Below are 19,765 nucleotides of genomic sequence, written 5' to 3'. Positions count from 1 at the left end.
AAAAGTCAGAGATATATTAAGAAATAACGTTCAGTTTATCAGGGATTTTAATGATAAACTTAAAACCATCAATCAATTTGACAGAATTAATGTAAAACCTTTTTACTTTTTTTTACTACATTCAATACATCAGTATGGCCAGCAAAATTTACTTTTCGCCATTTATTGCATACAGAAACAAAATTTATTTTTTTGGCAGAGAGAAGAAAACAATCTCTGTCATTTGCAATGGGCAAATTACTTTGTAAAGAGTGTTCGAAAACAGTATATTGAAAATCATCATTTTTTTCTGTATGATGATGAGAACCGCATACAGCACCAATCACAGTTTTCTGTGAAAAAGTATCAGATAAGTATGGGGAGTGATCAGTATCTTTTATATCTGTACAGCGCATCAATTCAGACCTACCTACTGCAGAAGATATAATTCTTCCGTTTAGTTTTCCTATAATCGACAGCAAAAGAATAAGTGCTACTTGACTATAGGAAAGAAAATAATTTCTATCCAATTGTTGTGTTTTTTATTAGTACAAATATAATACTTTTTCAAACAAAACAACATTTTAATAAAAAAATTCATCAAAAATATTCAATATAAGAATTTTAAACAAAACATTATGTTAATCATTAATAAATATTCAATAATAATAAAATATAATACAATATGCTGTAAGAATATTTAAATACACTTATAGATAAAATGTGTTTTATTTAGTTAATGATTAAAAAAAAAGCCTGAGCATAGGCTCAGGCTTCTTATATTTATAATAAAATTGAAATTATTTCAATTCTACTTCAGCACCAGCTTCTTCTAATTGCTTCTTAAGAGCTTCAGCTTCGTCTTTAGAAACACCTTCTTTGATTGCAGAAGGAGCACCGTCTACGATATCTTTAGCTTCTTTAAGACCAGCACCAGTTAAATCTTTTACTAATTTAACGATAGCTAATTTAGAAGCACCTGCAGACTTAAGAATTACGTCGAATTCAGTCTTTTCTTCAGCAGCTTCACCTGCACCACCTGCAGCAACTACTACAGCAGCAGCAGCTGGCTCAATTCCGTACTCATCCTTAAGGATAGTAGCTAATTCGTTTACGTCTTTTACAGTTAGGTTTACTAGCGTTTCAGCTAAATTTTTTAAATCTGACATTGTTGTAATGTTTTTGTTGATTATTTATTTAATTTTTTGAGTATAATTATTCAGCACTTGTTTCTTCAGTGCTTTCTGCAGCAGCTTCTGGAGCTTCAGCAGCAGGAGTTTCTTCAACTACAGGAGCAGCTTCTTCAGCTTTAGCTTCTACAGTTTCAGGTTTGTTTTGAAGAGCAGAAACAACTCTCTGGATTGGAGACTGAAGTAATCCGATGATTTCACCGATCATTTCTTCTCTAGACTTGATGTTAGCCAACATGTCTAGGTTGTTGTCACCTAAGTAGAAAGTTTCTTGAACAAAAGCAGACTTTAAAGCTGGCTTCTCTTCTTTCTTTCTGAATCCTTGGATTAACTTAGCAGGAGCGTTTGCTGTATCAGCAATCATCAACGCTGAGTTTCCTTTGAAAGTAGGGAACATTTCAGAGTAATCTACTCCTTCGATTTGCTCCATTGCTTTCTGTAAAAGTGTATTTTTTACAACTTTCACTTTGATGTTTTGCTTGAAAGCTTGTCTTCTGAAATCTGAAGATTTACCAGCGTTCAAACCGTCTAAATCTGCTACGTATACTACTTTTGCATCCTGAAGCAAATCTTTGATCTCTTGTATTGCTACAACTTTTTGGTCTTTTGTCATTGTCTTAAGGATTATTATTAGTTAACAGATTTAGTATCAATTGCAATACCTGGGCTCATTGTAGAAGACAAATAGATTGACTTCACATAAGTTCCTTTAGCAGCAGTTGGCTTCATTTTGATCAATGTAGAGATCAATTCCTGCGCATTTTCTTTGATCTTAGCAGCATCGAAAGATACTTTACCAATACCAGCGTGGATGATACCATACTTGTCTACTTTGAAATCAATTTTACCTGCTTTCACTTCAGTTACTGCTTTACCAATTTCCATAGTTACAGTTCCTGATTTAGGGTTTGGCATTAAACCTCTTGGACCTAATACTCTACCTAATGGACCTAATTTACCCATTACAGCTGGCATCGTAACGATAACGTCAACGTCTGTCCAACCTTCTTTAATTTTTTGTAAATATTCGTCAAGACCTACATAGTCAGCACCAGCAGCTTTAGCTTCTGCTTCTTTATCTGGAGTTACTAAAGCCAAAACTTTAACATCTTTACCAGTACCATGAGGAAGAGATACAACACCTCTTACCATTTGGTTTGCTTTTCTTGGGTCTACACCTAATCTTACAGCGATATCTACAGAAGCATCAAACTTTGCAGTGTTCACTTCTTTTACAAGAGCTGAACCTTCTTCAAGGTTATAGATTCTTCCTTTTTCTACTTTGCTTAAAGCTTCCTTTTGCTTTTTAGTCAATTTTGCCATTTCTAATAGTTTTAAGCGTTAAAAGTTGGTTTAGTTCCTGTTACTCTTAATCCCATAGATCTAGCAGTACCTGCAACCATAGAAACAGCAGAGTCCATTGTAAAACAGTTAAGATCCGCCATTTTATCTTCAGCGATTTTCTTTACTTGTTCCCAAGTTACAGCACCTACTTTGTTTCTGTTTGGTTCACCAGAACCTCCCTTGATCTTAGCCGCATCCATTAACTGAATTGCTGCAGGTGGAGTTTTAATAACGAATTCAAAAGATTTGTCTTCGTATACTGTAATTACTACAGGTAAAACTTGCCCTGGCTTATCTTGGGTTCTTCCGTTAAATTGCTTACAAAACTCCATGATGTTCACACCTGCAGAACCCAATGCTGGACCTACTGGTGGAGAAGGGTTAGCTGCGCCACCTTTCACCTGAAGCTTTACCATTTTAAAGACTTTCTTAGCCATTGTTTGTTTTTTAAATTTGAATAATTAATGAGTTTGGAAGCATTTATTATTCAGCAGGTTATCGCACTCACTTATGATAAGCCTACTTTTTGGACTGCAAAAGTATAAAATATTTTTGAAACTACAAACGGATATTGCTGATTTTTAAAAAGTTTAAAAAAAATAATTGATATTGAGAAATTCATATTTCAGATTTTCATACTGATATATAGTATAACATCCAAATAATAGAAAGGAGAACAGATCCTGCTCTCCTTCTTTCTAATTGAACTATTGCTATTATGGAAAATTACTTCTTGATAACCTTTATATTTTCTTCTTTTTCTTTTAGCTTTAGAATATAGGTGCCTTTCATCAGATCTCTAACATCTATCACTCCATGTTTCATTAATCCAGATTTCGCCAGCTGTCCAGCCATAGTATAAATTTGGAAATTCTGATCTTTCAATCCTTCTATATGAATAAGATCTACTGCCGGATTCGGGTAAATTTTAATATTGTTCTTCTTTCCTGAAATATCATCTGTCCCCATCGTCCCGTTCGGCAAAACTAGATTCTGTGCATAAATTCCTGTTGGAGCCCCCTCTGTATTTTTGGCTTCCTGAAAAACAATGACTCCTTGTCCATTGATGGGTTTCAATAAAGTTGTATATCCTTTAGATGCAGGGAAGGTTGCCATTGGAAGATAGTGCTGAGGCCACTCAAAATCACCATTGTCTTTTAGAAGAACAGCATTCAGAGATACATTCAACGCCGAACCTTCTTTTTTCTGTACCACAAAATAGGGTTTGTCATTGACCAATTGCAGATTACTATAATGGAACATTGATATATTATCTACCGGAAATACCTGCTTGGCATTATCCGTAAACAATCTGGATCCGGTATTTTTATCAAACTTCTGCACAAATTCACCATTTTCTCCCTGAGATGAAGAACTGTAATTTGCAATTGACCATATATAAGGAGAACCCTGTTCAAAAGCAATCTTCATATCTTTTTCAAAATAAGTCTGATTGGTATCAAAATCTACTCCGAACACTCCCCATGGAAGAGATCCATCGGTATTCACTCTTTGAAGGTATCCGTCAAACCTCATATTCTCCCCGGTACTATATCCATAATACACTGTATTTCCATCTACAGCTCCTGTATATTTTGCGTTATAAGCAGTAGATTTAGTAGTAATCTGCTGGGCTCTTTCCCAAAGCAGCCCACCATTGGTCAGGTTTAGCTTTTGAGCAAACAAATAGCTTGTAGTTCCAAAGGATAATTGCTTATGAAAAATAATTTCACACTCATCTCCATCCAGTTTAAAAAGATCAGCAGGAACTGTATTTTTGACAGGATCATTCGAAATAATCTGAACCGGATTTATCCATAACGGTTGCCCGACTGTATTAAACTTTTGAACTTTAGTATATTTCTGGCTTGGAGGAAAGTATGCCACTACGATATTCCCATCAGATAATGGCAGAATTGTAGGTAAATAAGCTTCTCCCAAACTGATTCCGGATGGCCATTCTGATGTTCCTTGGGGAGTAATTTTAAAAACATATCCTGGAGTTCCGGTACCTGTTCCGGTTACACCGATATAAAGGTTATCCGATGCATCTACTGCCGTTTTTTCCATTACTGTATAAGTTCCCATTGGAATCTGATCTGAAACTTTAATTCCATTGGGACCTAATTGCTTATTCCCATTTTGATCCAGAATCTGAACCCAGAGTTCAAAATTCACTGGAGCCGGTACACTTTTCCAGAATCCAATATACGTTTTCCCATCACTCATTGTTTCAGCAAAAGAGCTTCCTCCTGCACTTGTTACCAAAAGGTTCTGATCTAAAATCGGAGTCCATTGTGCTTTTCCCATAAAGCCTATAGAAAGACCTATAAAAAGAGTAAGTAATTTTTTCATTGTGGTATTGTTTTAATAAGGGACAAAGGAATACAAAGTCACCTCACCTTGTTAAAAATACCACACATAATTACCACACAAGATACAGAAAACACCACATTATCTCCACACACCAAAACACAAAATACTGAAATACAGAAAATTACAATTCATTCAAATATTGAGCAAGATCTTCTTTTGTATTCGTAAGATTCATTTTTTTTCTTAAACGTGTTCTTGAATTTTCAATTGTTTTTGGGGTTACATTCAAGAGGTTTGAAATTTCTTTTGTTGATAATTTGAGTTTCAACATTGCCGCGAGTCGTTTATCATAATTGGTTAGTCCAGGATGTTTTCGATCCAGATTTTTGTAAAAGGATTCGTGGATATTCAGAAAATGGTATTCAAAATCTCCCCATGAATCATTCTTTGTATTCAGTTTAATTTCATTGATAATTCTGGAGACCTCATTGATCTCACTGTCTTTAAGTTTAGACTTCAAAACATTTATCTGCTCCAGTAATGATTTGAAGATCTCTTCTATTTTGGATTGCTCCATAGATTTATAAACCAGCAATTTTTCTTTCATCTGGTTATCTATTTCAAGCTGCTTTTCACGATTTTCAATCAATTTCTTTTCAAGACGGAGCTTTTCAGCTTTGTTTCTGAAATTAATAAGCAACAAAACACTAATAGCCACAAGCAGCAAAAGAATTATAGCTATAACTATATACAGCATGTTCTTTTTATCCTGCTCTATTTTATCCAGCCTTTTCTGAAGTTCGTAATCATGCTGCACCTTCAATCTTTCTACGTTTACAGCTTTTTCTTCAATATTCAACAAATCCCGGATAGAATCATATTTTTTAAAGGTTTCTACAGCATGCTTATAATCCTTATTCAGCTGATAAGCTTTGTATAGGGTCCTTAAATAATTGGTATTATCAAAGTTTACTCCATCAGATGTCATATACTTACCCACATTTTGAGCATATACCAAAGCTTTTCCTGGATTTTGTGTTTCTATATAAAAGTTGGCCAGATTGTAATTAACCTGATAATTTGATTTGTGATCATCAATAGTATTTTTCTTTAAAATAGCATTGGCTTCAAGCAGATAATCTTCTGCCTTGATCGTATTGCCTTCCAAAAAATTAAGCTTACCAAAATTTGAAAACACAAATGCCTTTAAAACAGGATTATCAAATGTTTCAAAAGATTTCAAACCTTCTTCAAAATAATATCTTGATGAATCCAGTTTTGACAGTACCAAATAAGCATTCCCTAAATTATTAAGCGCCTTGATGGTTTCTGTATGTTGTTTTTTCTTTTGATAAAAGCTCAAAAGCTTTTTATAATAAGTAACAGCTTTCTTTGTATCATTAAGTTGAGAGTAGGTATAAGCGAAAATTCCATCTATTTTAGCTGTTTTCTCTTCATCTTTTCCCCAAAATAAATGATATGCCTTATTTGAGTAATCCAATGCCAGATCAAAATAGTTTACATCACTGTAAATTTTTGCGGCCTCCAGATAAAAATCTCCCAAATCATTATCAGGAACACTATTCCTTGCCCGCTGTATATTAGCTTCTGCCTTTTTCCAATCCTTAAACTTAAGCTCATCAGCAGTATTCATATATTGCTCATATTCTTTCTTCTGTCCAAAGCACAGGACAAGTGAAAATAATAACAACCCTATAAAAGGTAATCGTTTCCCCATTTTATATATAATTCCATATAAAATTATAAAATCATTTGAAAAAACAATAAATAATCCACTACTCCACAATCAAAATAATAATGTATTCAAAATATTATACAAAAAAAGCAAAAGACCATCTGTAATAAATGGTCTTTTTGGTTATCCTGAAAAATTCTTTTAAAAGTCTCTGCTTATTCTTTAATAATTTTATGCGTTGAGCTTTTGTTATCATATAGTAATGTGATATAATACACTCCACTCGGGTGGGGAAGCTTAACTTTTATTTTGCTGCTGTTTGAAAAAGTCTGCTTTTTCATTACTTTTCCATCAGCTGCTGTAATATGAACATCTATCGATCCATAGCTTTTGTCAAGATCAATATTCACATCATTTTTCGTTGGATTTGGATAATATTTTATAATATTCTGATCTAAATTTATTTCTGACGTTTTTAAAGTTCCATTATCAATCTTCCAGATATCATTACTAGCTCCGATTACAGAACCAGCAGCATTCAATTTACTTCCAACTATATAAAGTTCGTTATTAAAACTAATAAGATAGCCGCGTTTATTCTCATAAAACTGGGGTATTGGCCCATAAAATGCCATAGTAAAGTCCCAATTAGTAATAGCAGTTGTAAAATTAGTAAATGTATTTAACAGAACTAAAGCATTGCTGTTTTCAGAATACTTATATAGGTTGGTATTAATTCCACCACCTGAAATACTATAAGATTTAACCAGATACAGCTCGTTATTGATCTCACACATTCCCGAATAGTAGTCCATAAGATTAAAATTACTTTCATCTATAATTTCCGGTGGATTATTACCATCATATTTATACAAATAATACTTATTGTTATAATGACATGTGAAGTACATTTTATTGTTTACGACAGTTAATAAATTGGGATATGATGATCCTGCTCCCGGATTGATATCCAAACACGTCTCAATATTACCATCATATTGGAATATTTCTACTCCGGTATTATCTTTCTTATTGATATAATATAGTTTATTTGAAAAAACAGTTTTACCATTTGGATAAAGACTTATTGTTGTAGCAGTACTAGCAATAACTTGAGAGGTATTGGTACCAAAGTTGTACTTTTTGATCTCCATCCCAGTATACTCATCGTTTATTGCTGTAAAATAAAAGTTACCATTTAATTCAGCATTACTAAAATAACGTCCTCCATAGCTAAAATTTCCATCTCTGACATTCGTAAATAGCTGTATGGAAGCATTTGTAGAAGGATTATAAAAGCAGTTTTCGTTAATATTAGACTGATAAACAATACCATTATTATATTTTGCCAGTGACTCAAAATCTTTGCAATTATAAGGGAAGTTATCACTTACAACCTTTGATAAATAGGTAGATGATACATTAGGGTCAAACACATATAGTCCAGTTTTAGAATTATCTGCTGCGATACAGTTCAGGTATACTTTTCCATTTACTTTAAGGATATCATTATCTTTTAAATTACGTAAACTGGTAAAATCATTTCCATCAGGAAACTTAAGCCTATAAGGTGCATTTATTCCGTCATAGGCCCAAATCTTAAATGGTGCACCTTCAGGAGCTGTTGAATAGCAATCACCCGGAGTACGATACAATAAAAGATTTCCTATTTCTTCAAAATTGGTATAATTAATTGAAGTTCCGGTTACATTAGGATTTGTACAATAATTAGTAATATTGACCAGACTCATTTGTGCAAATACTATATTTACACAAAAAAAGAAGAAGAGTAAATAATTTTTCATCTTTAAAATTTGTATTTGGTTTATATTTCTAATTTACATATTCTGCACATATTATACAATCAGTTTTCTGTTAATTAAGAATATATTCAACTGAATTTCAGCAATTAGTTTCATTCAGAACATCCATGCGATGATATATTACCATAAAAAACCAGACTATTGAGATATAGTCTGGTTTTTCCTTTATACATATTTTTGTGTTTACTATTTAAAAACCGGCTGGTTTATTAATGGTTTGCGTAGAGCCATTAGCTCCTCCCAGATCAGCATTAACATCACTGATATTATGCTTTGTGATAAGTCTTTTATAGGCCATCAGATAAAGATCTACCGTAAAGTTGTTATACGTTCTGGATGGACCACCTGAAATATTGGCAATAATTCTACTGTCTGTAAATTTTGCTCTGATGTGCCAGGTTCCCCCACTTTTAAATGCTACTACATCAGGAGATCCCTGTTTGTTATCATTCACTCCATTATTACCATAATCAAGCATAACATTAGTATTACCATTGCTAAGTTTAAAAGAGTAGTTGTGAAGTACAACAAGGAAGTTATTGACATCTATTTTAGTATCATAATCTGCAATCCCTTCGCCTGAAACATTAGTAAGGGTAAGTTTGATATAATTGAATAATCCACTGCTTTCTAAATTCGGGTCATAAATCTGCAATGCATTTTCTGATGTTGCCAGAAAGCTACCTCCTGTCATAGTAGGTTCTCCCGGATTTCTCAGATATAGAGAGTTGGTATATGTTTTTCCGTTTACATCAAGTGTTTCCGTAGGTTTATCTGTTTTGATTCCTACTTTACCGGTCTGAGCATTCAAAAATATACCCAAACCTATCATCATTGTAATATAAATTTTTCTTATCATGTTTTTGTTATTGAAGCCCAAGAGGCGTATTAGTTGATACTCCGGAAAAAGACGCTGCGGCAGATACCGATCCGTCAAATGTTCCCCAGTCCTTTATCAGAGATTTTTCAAATACATTTAATGTTAGTGTCCAGGTTCCGTTTTGTGAAGAAACCGTACTTGCCCCTTTAAAACTTAGGTTAATAGCCTGATAATTTTTTCCTCCTTTTTGCACCTTCGTTACTTCAGTAGAATAAGCTCCGTATAATCTCGAAGTAGATGTTGTTGTTGCAGAAACCGCTCCACTAAAAACAGCTCCTGTAATTGCTACAACATATTTATCAGCATCCAATCCTGTATTTAGGTTGACAACTTCATCCTGTTTAACGTTTTTTAAAACTACAGTATACATATTTACTGGTGCTACATTACGAAGCGTAATATCAAGAAGCTTTACTTTTCCTACGGGAGAAGTATCTTTTGAACGGGTAAGCAATAAGTAATTTCCTCTTGCCGTCACATTTTCTGTGTCAATAAGATAAGATTCTACTAAAGTCTCCCCTTCTACATCAAGAGTTCCTTTTGGATTGGCTGTATTAATTCCTACTTGCGCTTTCAGGCCTAAAGAAGCTAACGCGACAAAGAATAATGTTATAATTTTTTTCATTTTAATGTTTTATTGAATTAAAGGAGCTACGGCAGCACCTGTTGTAGAAGATTTTAAATCCTGAGTTGAGTTGATTTCTTTTGCATAAGATCTGTCATAAACCAACAAATTAAGGGTCCATTCTCCGGTTGGCAGATTAGAAGTTGGGGAAAATCCTTCATAATCCGCTTTTAATTTCCAGGTGCTTCCTGTTGAATAAGCAAATATCTGAGGAACCGGGGTCAGCCAGTCTGCAGTACTTGTTCTTACAGGCTGTGTAAATCCAAAGGAAGAAATTACCACTAGAAATTTTTTAGAATTAATCTTGGTATCAAATTCATTTACCCAATCCTTATCTGAGGGATCACAGGTAATTTTAAACTGAATGATATTGATTGGTGCCGGAGAATTCGGTACAAAACTATCATTGTAAGCCGTAATTTTATTTTCCGGTGCGGGGGATTTAATAATAAATGTATAATTTTCATCAGCGCCCAATTTCTCCATAGGCTTTTTGAAAACAATACCGGATGTCTTCATCGTACCATTTACTGTTAATTCTTTTTCAGGTTTTGCAGTATTAATTCCTACTTGTGCGCTCGTCAAAACTGCTGAACCTATTAAAAGGATCATCGAAATAATTTTTGTCATTGTCGGTTATGTGCTTGTAAGGGTTCTATCAACCACACCTCTTTAATCACAGTTTAGGTTTAATTAAAAACACTAAATGTGCTGTACGCCTGTAAACAGTGTACTGAATGAGAAAAACAATAAGTTTTATGGGTTGATTGCTCAATAAGTTACAAGAACTATGCCAGCAAAATTAGATTTATCTCTAAAAAACCCTTTAAACATAGGGGGAAAGCGACAATTATCCCCTAAAAGTGAAAATTAAATTAGAGCAAAGTGCTCTATAGAAGCGGTTAACAAGCCTTAGCTTATTTATATATTTCACAAAATAAATAATTAAAAATTACAAAAAATTTAAACAACAAGATAAAAACGGTTGGTTTTTTATTAATATTGAATTATTATAGAAAATAATGCAGTTGACAACCATTTAAAATAGTAAAATACGAATCAGTTTAAAAAGTTGATGGTATTACATTTATTAGGAAGCAAAGAGAGAATCTGCAGCTTGGTTTGATAAACTGTTCAAACCATTAAAATTGCTTGGGGTTATGAATACACTGAAAAGACGGGCTAATGATATCATTCAGTCTCTTTTGAATGCTATCATTTCTCCAATGCTCCTAAGATTTATAGGATCAGGTACAAAAGTTGGGGGCTAAGCAAAAAGTTTGGTTAATCTGAAAAGAAAGAAAGTTTTGTCTTTTACACCCCTAAGCTGTAATCTAAAGTTTTTGATCTTCGCATTAAAAGATTCAGCAGAAGCATTAGTGCTTCTTTTATCAAAGAAGTTTAAAATATCTCTGTAATGATTCATTACTGTTTTTCTTAAGATAGAAAACGATTTAAATCCGGCTTCTTCAACGTTTTTGAACCAATGCGCCAGCTTAGTCATCGCAATAGATTTTGAAATATTCTGATTATAAATTTTTCTAAGTTTATCCGTTAACTGATAAGCTTGTTCCAGATCAGGATATTCAGCAAAAAGGATACAGGCTCTCTGCCTTTGGGATAAAGTCCATTTTTCCCGGCTTTTATAAAGCAGGTATCTGCTTCTTGCCAGAAGTTGTTTCCGGGTATCTCCGTTTTCAAAGACTTGCCTTTCAGGATATTGCTCTTCAAAAGAATTTTCCATTTCAATAGCTTCCCAACGATATTTGATCCTGATTTCCTGCAGAGCTTCTATCGCTAGCTTTTGAACATGAAAACGGTCTACCACCAGGCAGGCATTGGGAAAGCATCTTTTCGCAATACGCTTCATTGAACCGGCCATATCCAAAGTAATCTCTTTTACCATCATCCGAAGCCTTCTGTTGATTTTCAAAAGATGCTCTATGATAAAATCACTCTGAGTACCTTTTATAATAGCCACAATACTACCTTTTTGTCCTTTTGCTTTCTTAGAGGTAAGGACTGTATAAAGTTCTCCATCAGATAAAGCCACTTCATCTAAAGATAAAGAATCTGAAAGATTGTCAGGATAAACAACCCACTGATCTGCATGATCTCTGTATTTCCAGTCTTTGTATTGGCTGAGTGTATTTTTATATTGTCTTTGAAAAGTCTTTGCCTTAACTCCAAAGAACTCTGCGATGACCTTCAGGGGAAGAGCTTTAGTATCGGCTAATTTTTTTAAGAAACCCGCAAAGTCTTTAGTCATGCGGGTGCCTTTCGATACAAGCTGCCAATCTCTTTGAAGGATTTCTCCTGATGACCTATCGGTCCATCTTCTTCTTTTCACATGGAGTTTTACGATTTTACCCCGTAATGGATAATCATCAACAATAATCTCAGCGAGAAAACCCTTTGATTCCAACTGCCGTTCTTTAAATTCTTGTGGAATACTGTTTTTTTCTTCAAAATAGATATGAAGTTCACCATTATGTTCTTCTGCTTTGAGGATATCAAAGTTTTCAACTAAAAATTCTGGAAGTAGTAATTTAAGAAGTTCCTGATCGCTTAACATAATTCAAAGATACACCAACTTAACATTCCCCCCAACTTTTGAGACTGATCCGATTTATAGCTTGTTCTTGATATGATCCTAATAATCAGTTTTCGAGAATAGAAATAAACGAAAAAAGACCACTATTAAGTGGTCTTTCTATATTTTATATAAGTAAGTATTATACTTTTTCTACCTGCATGTAGCTTAGTTCCATTGGAGTTTTTCTACCGAAGATCAATACAGAAACTTCAATTTTCTTTTTGTCTTCAAGAATCTTCTCAACTGTACCATTGAATCCGTTGAAAGGACCATCGATCACTTTTACGTTTTCACCTACTACATATGGAATCTCAACGTCGCTTGCGAATTCTGAAAGTTCATCCATTCTTCCAAGCATTCTGTTCACTTCTGATTTTCTCATTGGAACAGGATCACCTCCTTTTGTTAAACTTAAGAAAGAAATAACACCTGGGATGTTTTTGATCACGTGAGGAATCTCTCCCATCAGTTCAGCTTCAATCATCAAGTATCCAGGATAGTAAGGTCTTTCTTTAGGAACTTTCTTACCGTTTCTAATTTGAATAACCTTTTCCATAGGAATAACCACTTGAGTAACGTACTGCTCAAACCCTAAACGTTTGATTTCTGTCTCAATATAGTTTTTCACTTTATTTTCCTGTCCGCTGATTGCTTTCAGCACATACCATTTCAATTCGCTCATTTTGGGAAAATACTTTTATAATTAATTGAACAAGTTGATTAGCATACCAATGATGTTGCTGATTGCTTTAGAAAACAATTCATCAACTCCAAAAGTAAATAAAGCCAAGATCACTGTCGCAATAGTTACTACAATTGTAGACGACTGAAGGTCAGCCCATTTTGGCCATTCAACTTTATGTCTGAATTCGTTATAAGAACCTTTTAAAAAATCGACAAATGAACTCATAATTTATATTTGCACGGGCACAAGGATTCGAACCCTGATCAACGGTTTTGGAGACCGGTATCCTACCATTGGACGATGCCCGTAGTTAAAAAGCTTCCGAGAGTTTCCTTTCGGAAGCTTAATTTATTTTAAGATGATTAGTCTAAGATTTCAGTAACCTGACCTGAACCAACTGTTCTACCACCTTCTCTGATCGCGAATCTAAGACCCTCGTTAAGAGCGATTGGTTGTAACAATTCTACAGTGATCTCTAAGTTATCACCAGGCATTACCATTTCTACACCTTCTGGTAAGAAGATCTCACCTGTAACGTCAGTAGTTCTTACGTAGAACTGAGGACGGTACTTGTTGTGGAATGGAGTGTGACGTCCACCTTCTTCTTTAGAAAGGATATAAACAGATGCTTTGAATTTTTGTGTGGCTTCACAGAATCTTTCTTAGCGATTACCATACCTCTCTTGATGTCAGTTTTTTCAATACCTCTCAACAATAGACCTACGTTATCACCAGCTTCACCTCTGTCTAGGATTTTTCTGAACATCTCAACTCCTGTAATAGTAGAAGTTAATTTTTCTTCACCCATACCAACGATATCAACTGGATCACCAGTGTTGATTACACCAGCCTCGATTCTACCAGTTGCTACAGTACCTCTACCTGTAATAGAGAATACGTCTTCGATTGGCATCAAGAATGGCTTATCAGTATCTCTTACTGGCTCATCGATCCACTCATCAACTGCATCCATAAGAGCTTCAACAGTTTTGAACCACTTATCTTCTGAGTCACCGTTAGTAGCTGCAGTAAGTGCTCCAAGAGCTGAACCTTGGATTACTGGAGAGTTATCTCCATCAAAGTCATAAGTAGCTAATAGATCTCTAAGTTCCATTTCAACAAGCTCTAACAATTCTGGATCATCCACCATGTCAACTTTGTTCATGAAAACAACGATCTTAGGTACGTTTACCTGACGGCAAAGTAGGATATGTTCTCTAGTTTGAGGCATTGGACCATCAGTTGCAGCACATACTACGATAGCTCCATCCATCTGAGCAGCACCAGTTACCATGTTCTTAACATAGTCGGCGTGACCTGGACAGTCAACGTGAGCATAGTGTCTTTTTACAGTTTCATACTCGATGTGAGCAGTATTGATAGTGATCCCTCTTTCTTTTTCTTCTGGAGCAGAGTCAATTGAAGAGAAGTCTTTTTTCTCAGCAAGACCTTTGCTAGCTAATACAGCAGAAATAGCAGCTGTAAGAGTAGTTTTACCATGGTCAACGTGACCAATAGTACCAATGTTCAAGTGTGGTTTGTTACGATTAAACGTTTCCTTTGCCATGATTTAAAATTATTTATTTATTGTTTTTCAAATTTTCGGTGTGCAAATATAATGAATTTTTAAATACCAAAAACTTTTTATTCAAAAAACTTTCAATATTCTCATCCAATGAAGGACAAACCTTATATTTCGATGCATTGAGACTGCAAATTTACACATTTTTCTTTATTGAAAAAAATCCTTAGAAATGTTTTATTAAAAATATAAACTATCTTACTAATTATGAATACAATATATAGGCAAAAAACTTAAATATGTCTATCAGTAAATCCATTTTTATCTTTTTCTCGTAGATACAAAAACAACAACTAATATTAATATTATGAGAAAATTATTACACATCTACTTGGCTCTGTTTATCATTACAACTTTTTTTTTCGTGTGACAATTCAGATGAAAGCTATAAGTCAGAAAACATCCCTCAGGGTCCCAATCTTATGGTATACGGAATAACAGCAATGAATGAGCTTGTTTATTTTAATTCTAATAATCCGAAAACCTTCACCTCAAAAACAGCTGTAACAGGTGTTGTATCGGGAGAAAAATTGTTAAGCATAGATTTCAGGCCTGCAACAGGAGAATTATATGCATTATCAAATGCCAGCAAATTGTATATAATCAATACATCCAACGCTTCAGCAAGACCTGTAAGTTCAACAGCATTTACTCCTTTGATTTCGGGGACAATAGCTTCAATTGATTTCAATCCTACTGTTGACAGAATTCGTCTGGTGAGTAATACCGGACAAAATCTGCGTATACATCCGGAAACAGGAGCTACTGCCGCTATTGATACTAATATTAACGGAACAGAAGGCCCTTCAATAGCAGGATTAGCTTACACAAACAGTAAAGCAGGGACTGCTTCAACTATACTCTATGATATTGATCCGGTATTAGGAAAATTATATAAACAAGATCCTCCCAATAATGGAACTTTAGTGGAAGTGGGAAGCGTGGGAACCACTTTTACAGGGCAGGCTGCTTTTGATATTAAATTTGATAACAGTACTGCTCTATTAGCTTTCAGTGATAAATTGCATGTTCTGGATCTTAATAATGGGAAAGCAACATTTGTAGGTTTTCTTCAGCAAGCTCTTATTGATATTGCCATTCCTACAGAACCGGTAGCCTATGCCATTGACAATTCTAATAATCTCCAAATTTTCAATCCAAACAGTCCAATGCCTGTTTCCAAGACGGTGGCTGGATTACAAAGTGGTGAAAATATTTTAGGAATAGATTTCCGCCCTGTAAACGGACAGTTGTATGCATTGGGAAGTTCAAGTAGAATTTATACCATCAATTTGGGAACAGGTGCTGCTACAGCTGTAGGCACTTCACCTTTTTCTACTTTGCTTTCCGGAACAGATTTTGGTTTCGATTTCAATCCTACCGTGGACAGAATAAGGGTAGTAAGCAATACAGGACAGAATCTTCGCCTAAATCCTAACGACGGAACAGTTGCTGCTGTAGATCTTGCATTAAATCCAGGAAGTCCCCTGATAAGCGCAGCTGCTTATACTAATAATTCTGCGGGAAGTACTGCTACTACTCTATTTGTCATTGATCACAATACAGATAAATTATATCAGCAAAATCCTCCTAATAACGGAAATTTATTAGAAACAGGCTCTTTAGGAATTAATATTACAAGTGCTAATGGTTTCGATATTGGAAGCATGAGCCAAAAAGCCTATTTAGCAGCATCCATAGGTTCATCTACAAAAATTTACTCTATTAATACAGCAACAGGAGCTGCTACTTCAGTTTCAGATTATCCAAATACCATAAAAGCTTTCACAGTGGGATTAGGATTTTAAACTTAAACTCATCCTATTTTATTTCAATAATGCAGAAGTGCGGAAAACTTTGTTTTCCGCACTTCTTACTAATATAAATGAAAGATAATCTAAATTTGACTGAGCTTTTTCGTCCTGTTGAAAATCCAGAAGATAATTGGAAAAATAAGCAGAGTAAGCACTGTAGCGGTAATAAGACCGCCAATAATGACAATGGCTAAAGGTTTTTGGGATTCGGATCCAATGCCTGTAGATAAAGCTGCCGGCATCAGTCCTATTGAAGCCATTAAAGCTGTCATAATCACCGGCCTGGTTCTGGATTTTACTCCACTCAATATGGCATTATCAATATCCAACCCGTTTTTAACATTCTGATGGAACTCTGTAATCAAAATAACACCATTCTGTATACATATCCCCAGAAGGGCAATCATTCCTACGCCTGCGGAGATTCCGAAATTGATGCCTGTAAAATGCAAGGCAATAATACCTCCTATTAAGGCAAACGGAACATTCGCCAAAACCAGAAGTGAATCCTTCATATTTCCAAATAGAATAAACAAAAGGAAAAAGATCATCAGAATACTTACCGGAACCACCTGTGCCAATCTGTGTGAAGCACGCTGTTGGTTTTCAAACTGCCCTGTCCAGCCTAAGGAATATCCATCCGGAAGTTCAACGGCAGCCACTTTTTTCTGTGCATCAGCAATAGTACTTCCCAAATCACGATCACGGATTGAGAATTTTACGCCAATATATCTTTTGATATTATCCCTGTAAATAAATGCCGCACCATTATCTTTAACAATAGTACTGATCTCTTTTAAAGGGATTTTTGCACCATCCTGGGTAGGAACCATCAAAGCTGCAATATCATTCTCGTTGGTTCTGTATTCTTGAGAATAACGAAGACGGATCGGAAATTTCCTTTCTCCATCAAACATTTCGGAAGCTGTTTTTCCTCCAAAAGCCATTTCTAATACAGCCTGTGCATCAGCCGGCATGACTCCATAAGCCGCCATTTTATCTCTGTCTAAGACCACACTTACTTCCGGCTGACCGATATTTTTAATGATTCCCGGATCTTTTACTCCTTCAACATCTTTAATTTTTGATAATACCTCATGAGCTAGTTTATCCAGAGTTTCCAAATTATCACCATAGATCTTGATTCCGTTCTCAGCTTTAAAACCAGCTACAGCTTCTGCTACGTTATCTGAAATCGGCTGTGAATAATTGAACGTAATCCCTTGATAACTTCTCAGTTTTTTATCTATTTCATTAATCAGTTCATCATAGGTGATTTTTCGTTTCCATTCTTCTCTTGGTTTAAGGTTTACAGCAAACTGTACAAATCCAAATCCATTAGGGTCTGTACCATCATTACTTCTTCCTGTCTGTGCCAGAACATCGGTTACTTCTGAGAAACTCATAATATCCTTTTTCAAAAGATCTGCAGTTTTTAGAGACTCCTTCAATGATGAGCTCATGGGCATTTCTGCAGTGATCCAAAGAGAACCTTCATTAAGCTGCGGCAGGAATTCAGTTCCAAGGAATTTTCCGGAAAACAATGTCACTGCAAGGAATGAGATGGCAACGATCATGCTCGTCTTTTTATGCTTAAAGGTTAGATTGAAACCTTTTAATACAATTCTGTCCCAGAAATTAACAAATGGGTTATTTTTTTCCTTTACATTTTTATTGAGAAGGATATGAGAAAGAACAGGTACCAGCGTTAATGTAAATATTAATGCTCCTATGAGTGCAAATCCTAAAGTAAAGGCTAAAGGAGAAAACATTTTTCCTTCTACTTTCTGAAATGAAAAGATCGGGATCAATGATGTAATGATAATCAGTTTGGAGAAGAAAATGGCTTTACCTAATCCTGTTCCAGTTTGTTTAATCCAACCTCCTTTTGCCAGTTTGTTGAATTTTTCCATTCCATATCGATGTGCTTTATGGTCGAGCATTACAAAGAGTCCTTCCACCATGACGACGGCTCCGTCAATGATAATTCCGAAGTCTACAGCTCCCAAAGAAAGCAGGTTGGCACTCATCCCTGCCAGTTTTAGGCATAAAAAGGCAAATAATAAGGATAGAGGAATGATGATAGAAACGATTAATGTGGTTCTCCAGTCTGCCATAAAGATCAGAACAATCACTGTTACCAATACAATTCCTTCAATCAGGTTATGCATTACGGTTTTAGTAGTGAAATCCATCAGGTTATCCCTATCGTAGAAAGTCACCATTTTTACATCTTTCGGAAGAATCTTCTCGTTCAGTTCTTTGATTTTAGCTTTTACACCTACCAGAACTTCTCTTGGGTTCTCCCCTTTTCTCATCACCACAATTCCCTCTACAGTATCATCATGTTTGTTAAGAGCTGCTTGTCCTACTCTAGGCATAGAGCTTTCATGAACTTCGGCTACATTTTTTACCAAGACTGGGTTTCCGCTATCATTCTGAATGGTGATATTTCCGATATCTGTAATAGATTTCACCAAACCAATTCCCCTTACCACATAAGCCTGTCCGTTTTTTTCGATCACATCTCCTCCAACATTCAGGTTACTCTTGGTAACAGCATCATACACCTGAAGCGGTGTTAAATTATATTTATCCAGAGCTCTGGGATCAATACTTAATTCAAATACTTTATCCTGTCCACCGAAAACGTTGATATCAGCAACTCCGGGAACACCTCTTAAGGCACGGTCTATCACCCAGTTTTGCAGGGTAAGCAGTTTACGGGAATCTTTTGTTTTACTTTCCAGTGTATATCTGAAAATTTCTCCGGTTGGCCCGTAGGGTGGCTGCACTTCAGGGTCTACCTCGTCAGGAAGGCTAATGGTTCTTAATTGGTTATTGACCTGATTTCTGGCAAAAGTATCATCCACCCCATCATCAAACAGAATTTTAACAATGGAAAGCCCAAACATAGTGGTACTTCTCACACTGGTTTTCTTCTGAACCGGGCTCATGGCCAATTCTATGGGGGTAGTAACAAAGCGTTCTACTTCTTCTGCACTACGCCCATTCCATTGGGTAATGATTACAATCTGGGTATTGGTAACATCCGGAAAAGCTTCAATAGGCATGTTTTTGAAACTTATGAACCCGGCAATCGCTAAAATAGCCACCCAGATAAATGTAAATGCTTTATTCTTTAATGAAAAAGCGATTATATTTTTTATGAATTTATTCATGATAGATACATTGATGACCTAAAAAAGCCGTTGAAAGAATTATTTTAAATCAC

The 19,765-nt window shown here is 35.2% G+C and carries 16 protein-coding genes, 1 tRNA gene and 1 pseudogene; 1 reads left to right on the top strand and 17 read right to left on the bottom strand.

Annotation, left to right across the window (positions count from 1 at the left end; all coding sequences use genetic code 11):
• Positions 1–86 precede the first annotated feature (86 nt).
• The 16 genes and pseudogenes from H5J24_RS01100 to tuf form a co-directional block, all read right to left on the bottom strand.
• Positions 87–509, bottom strand: coding sequence for a hypothetical protein (locus H5J24_RS01100; protein ID WP_232815972.1), 423 nt, complete (start codon positions 507–509; stop codon positions 87–89).
• Positions 510–779: 270 nt separating this feature from the next.
• Positions 780–1,148: a 50S ribosomal protein L7/L12 gene (rplL, locus tag H5J24_RS01095; protein WP_045501110.1), complete on the bottom strand. Its 369-nt coding sequence runs from the start codon at positions 1,146–1,148 to the stop codon at positions 780–782.
• Positions 1,149–1,194: 46 nt separating this feature from the next.
• Positions 1,195–1,782 (bottom strand): 50S ribosomal protein L10, encoded by a 588-nt coding sequence (rplJ, locus tag H5J24_RS01090; RefSeq protein ID WP_045501111.1) that lies wholly within the window; start codon positions 1,780–1,782, stop codon positions 1,195–1,197.
• A 17-nt stretch (positions 1,783–1,799) separates the two neighbouring features.
• On the bottom strand, positions 1,800–2,492 hold the full coding sequence (gene rplA, locus H5J24_RS01085; protein ID WP_068944773.1) for a 50S ribosomal protein L1: 693 nt from the start codon (positions 2,490–2,492) through the stop codon (positions 1,800–1,802).
• Positions 2,493–2,503: 11 nt separating this feature from the next.
• The gene (gene rplK, locus H5J24_RS01080; protein ID WP_045501113.1) at positions 2,504–2,950 is read right to left on the bottom strand and encodes a 50S ribosomal protein L11; all 447 of its coding nucleotides are present in this window, start codon (positions 2,948–2,950) and stop codon (positions 2,504–2,506) included.
• 289 nt (positions 2,951–3,239) lie between these two features.
• Complete coding sequence (locus tag H5J24_RS01075; protein ID WP_068944774.1) at positions 3,240–4,868, bottom strand: T9SS type A sorting domain-containing protein; 1,629 nt, start codon at positions 4,866–4,868, stop codon at positions 3,240–3,242.
• 142 nt (positions 4,869–5,010) lie between these two features.
• Positions 5,011–6,567 (bottom strand): tetratricopeptide repeat protein, encoded by a 1,557-nt coding sequence (locus H5J24_RS01070; RefSeq protein WP_082811289.1) that lies wholly within the window; start codon positions 6,565–6,567, stop codon positions 5,011–5,013.
• A 173-nt stretch (positions 6,568–6,740) separates the two neighbouring features.
• A complete protein-coding gene (locus H5J24_RS01065) occupies positions 6,741–8,330 on the bottom strand; it encodes a T9SS type A sorting domain-containing protein (RefSeq protein WP_082811290.1) in 1,590 nt (529 codons plus the stop codon).
• A 208-nt stretch (positions 8,331–8,538) separates the two neighbouring features.
• Entirely contained in the window at positions 8,539–9,207 is a 669-nt protein-coding gene (locus tag H5J24_RS01060) for a hypothetical protein (protein WP_068945215.1), read from the bottom strand.
• Between the two features lie 7 nt (positions 9,208–9,214).
• A complete protein-coding gene (locus H5J24_RS01055; protein WP_068944777.1) occupies positions 9,215–9,853 on the bottom strand; it encodes a hypothetical protein in 639 nt (212 codons plus the stop codon).
• Positions 9,854–9,862: 9 nt separating this feature from the next.
• Positions 9,863–10,465, bottom strand: coding sequence for a hypothetical protein (locus H5J24_RS01050; protein ID WP_228407680.1), 603 nt, complete (start codon positions 10,463–10,465; stop codon positions 9,863–9,865).
• Between the two features lie 655 nt (positions 10,466–11,120).
• Complete coding sequence (locus tag H5J24_RS01045; protein ID WP_429832070.1) at positions 11,121–12,428, bottom strand: ISAon1 family transposase; 1,308 nt, start codon at positions 12,426–12,428, stop codon at positions 11,121–11,123.
• 160 nt (positions 12,429–12,588) lie between these two features.
• Positions 12,589–13,131 carry a transcription termination/antitermination protein NusG gene (gene nusG, locus H5J24_RS01035; protein ID WP_065395256.1) on the bottom strand — a complete coding sequence of 181 codons (543 nt, stop codon included), beginning with the start codon at positions 13,129–13,131 and terminating at the stop codon, positions 12,589–12,591.
• A 21-nt stretch (positions 13,132–13,152) separates the two neighbouring features.
• Positions 13,153–13,359, bottom strand: coding sequence for a preprotein translocase subunit SecE (gene secE / locus H5J24_RS01030; protein ID WP_002976410.1), 207 nt, complete (start codon positions 13,357–13,359; stop codon positions 13,153–13,155).
• 12 nt (positions 13,360–13,371) lie between these two features.
• Positions 13,372–13,442 (bottom strand) — tRNA-Trp (locus H5J24_RS01025).
• Between the two features lie 54 nt (positions 13,443–13,496).
• Positions 13,497–14,701, bottom strand: a pseudogene (tuf, locus tag H5J24_RS01020) (elongation factor Tu).
• A 437-nt stretch (positions 14,702–15,138) separates the two neighbouring features.
• Between tuf and H5J24_RS01015 the strand changes: the two are divergent.
• Entirely contained in the window at positions 15,139–16,524 is a 1,386-nt protein-coding gene (locus H5J24_RS01015) for a DUF4394 domain-containing protein (protein ID WP_232815971.1), read from the top strand.
• Positions 16,525–16,613: 89 nt separating this feature from the next.
• On the opposite strand, the gene H5J24_RS01010 is transcribed toward H5J24_RS01015, so the two are convergent.
• Complete coding sequence (locus H5J24_RS01010; RefSeq protein WP_068944780.1) at positions 16,614–19,712, bottom strand: efflux RND transporter permease subunit; 3,099 nt, start codon at positions 19,710–19,712, stop codon at positions 16,614–16,616.
• Positions 19,713–19,765: the final 53 nt, after the last annotated feature.

The sequence above is a fragment of the Chryseobacterium capnotolerans genome (assembly GCF_021278965.1).
Taxonomy (GTDB): Bacteria; Bacteroidota; Bacteroidia; order Flavobacteriales; family Weeksellaceae; genus Chryseobacterium; species Chryseobacterium capnotolerans.
Note: the sequence above shows the minus strand (reverse complement) of the source record. Positions and strands in the feature narration are given on the sequence as shown.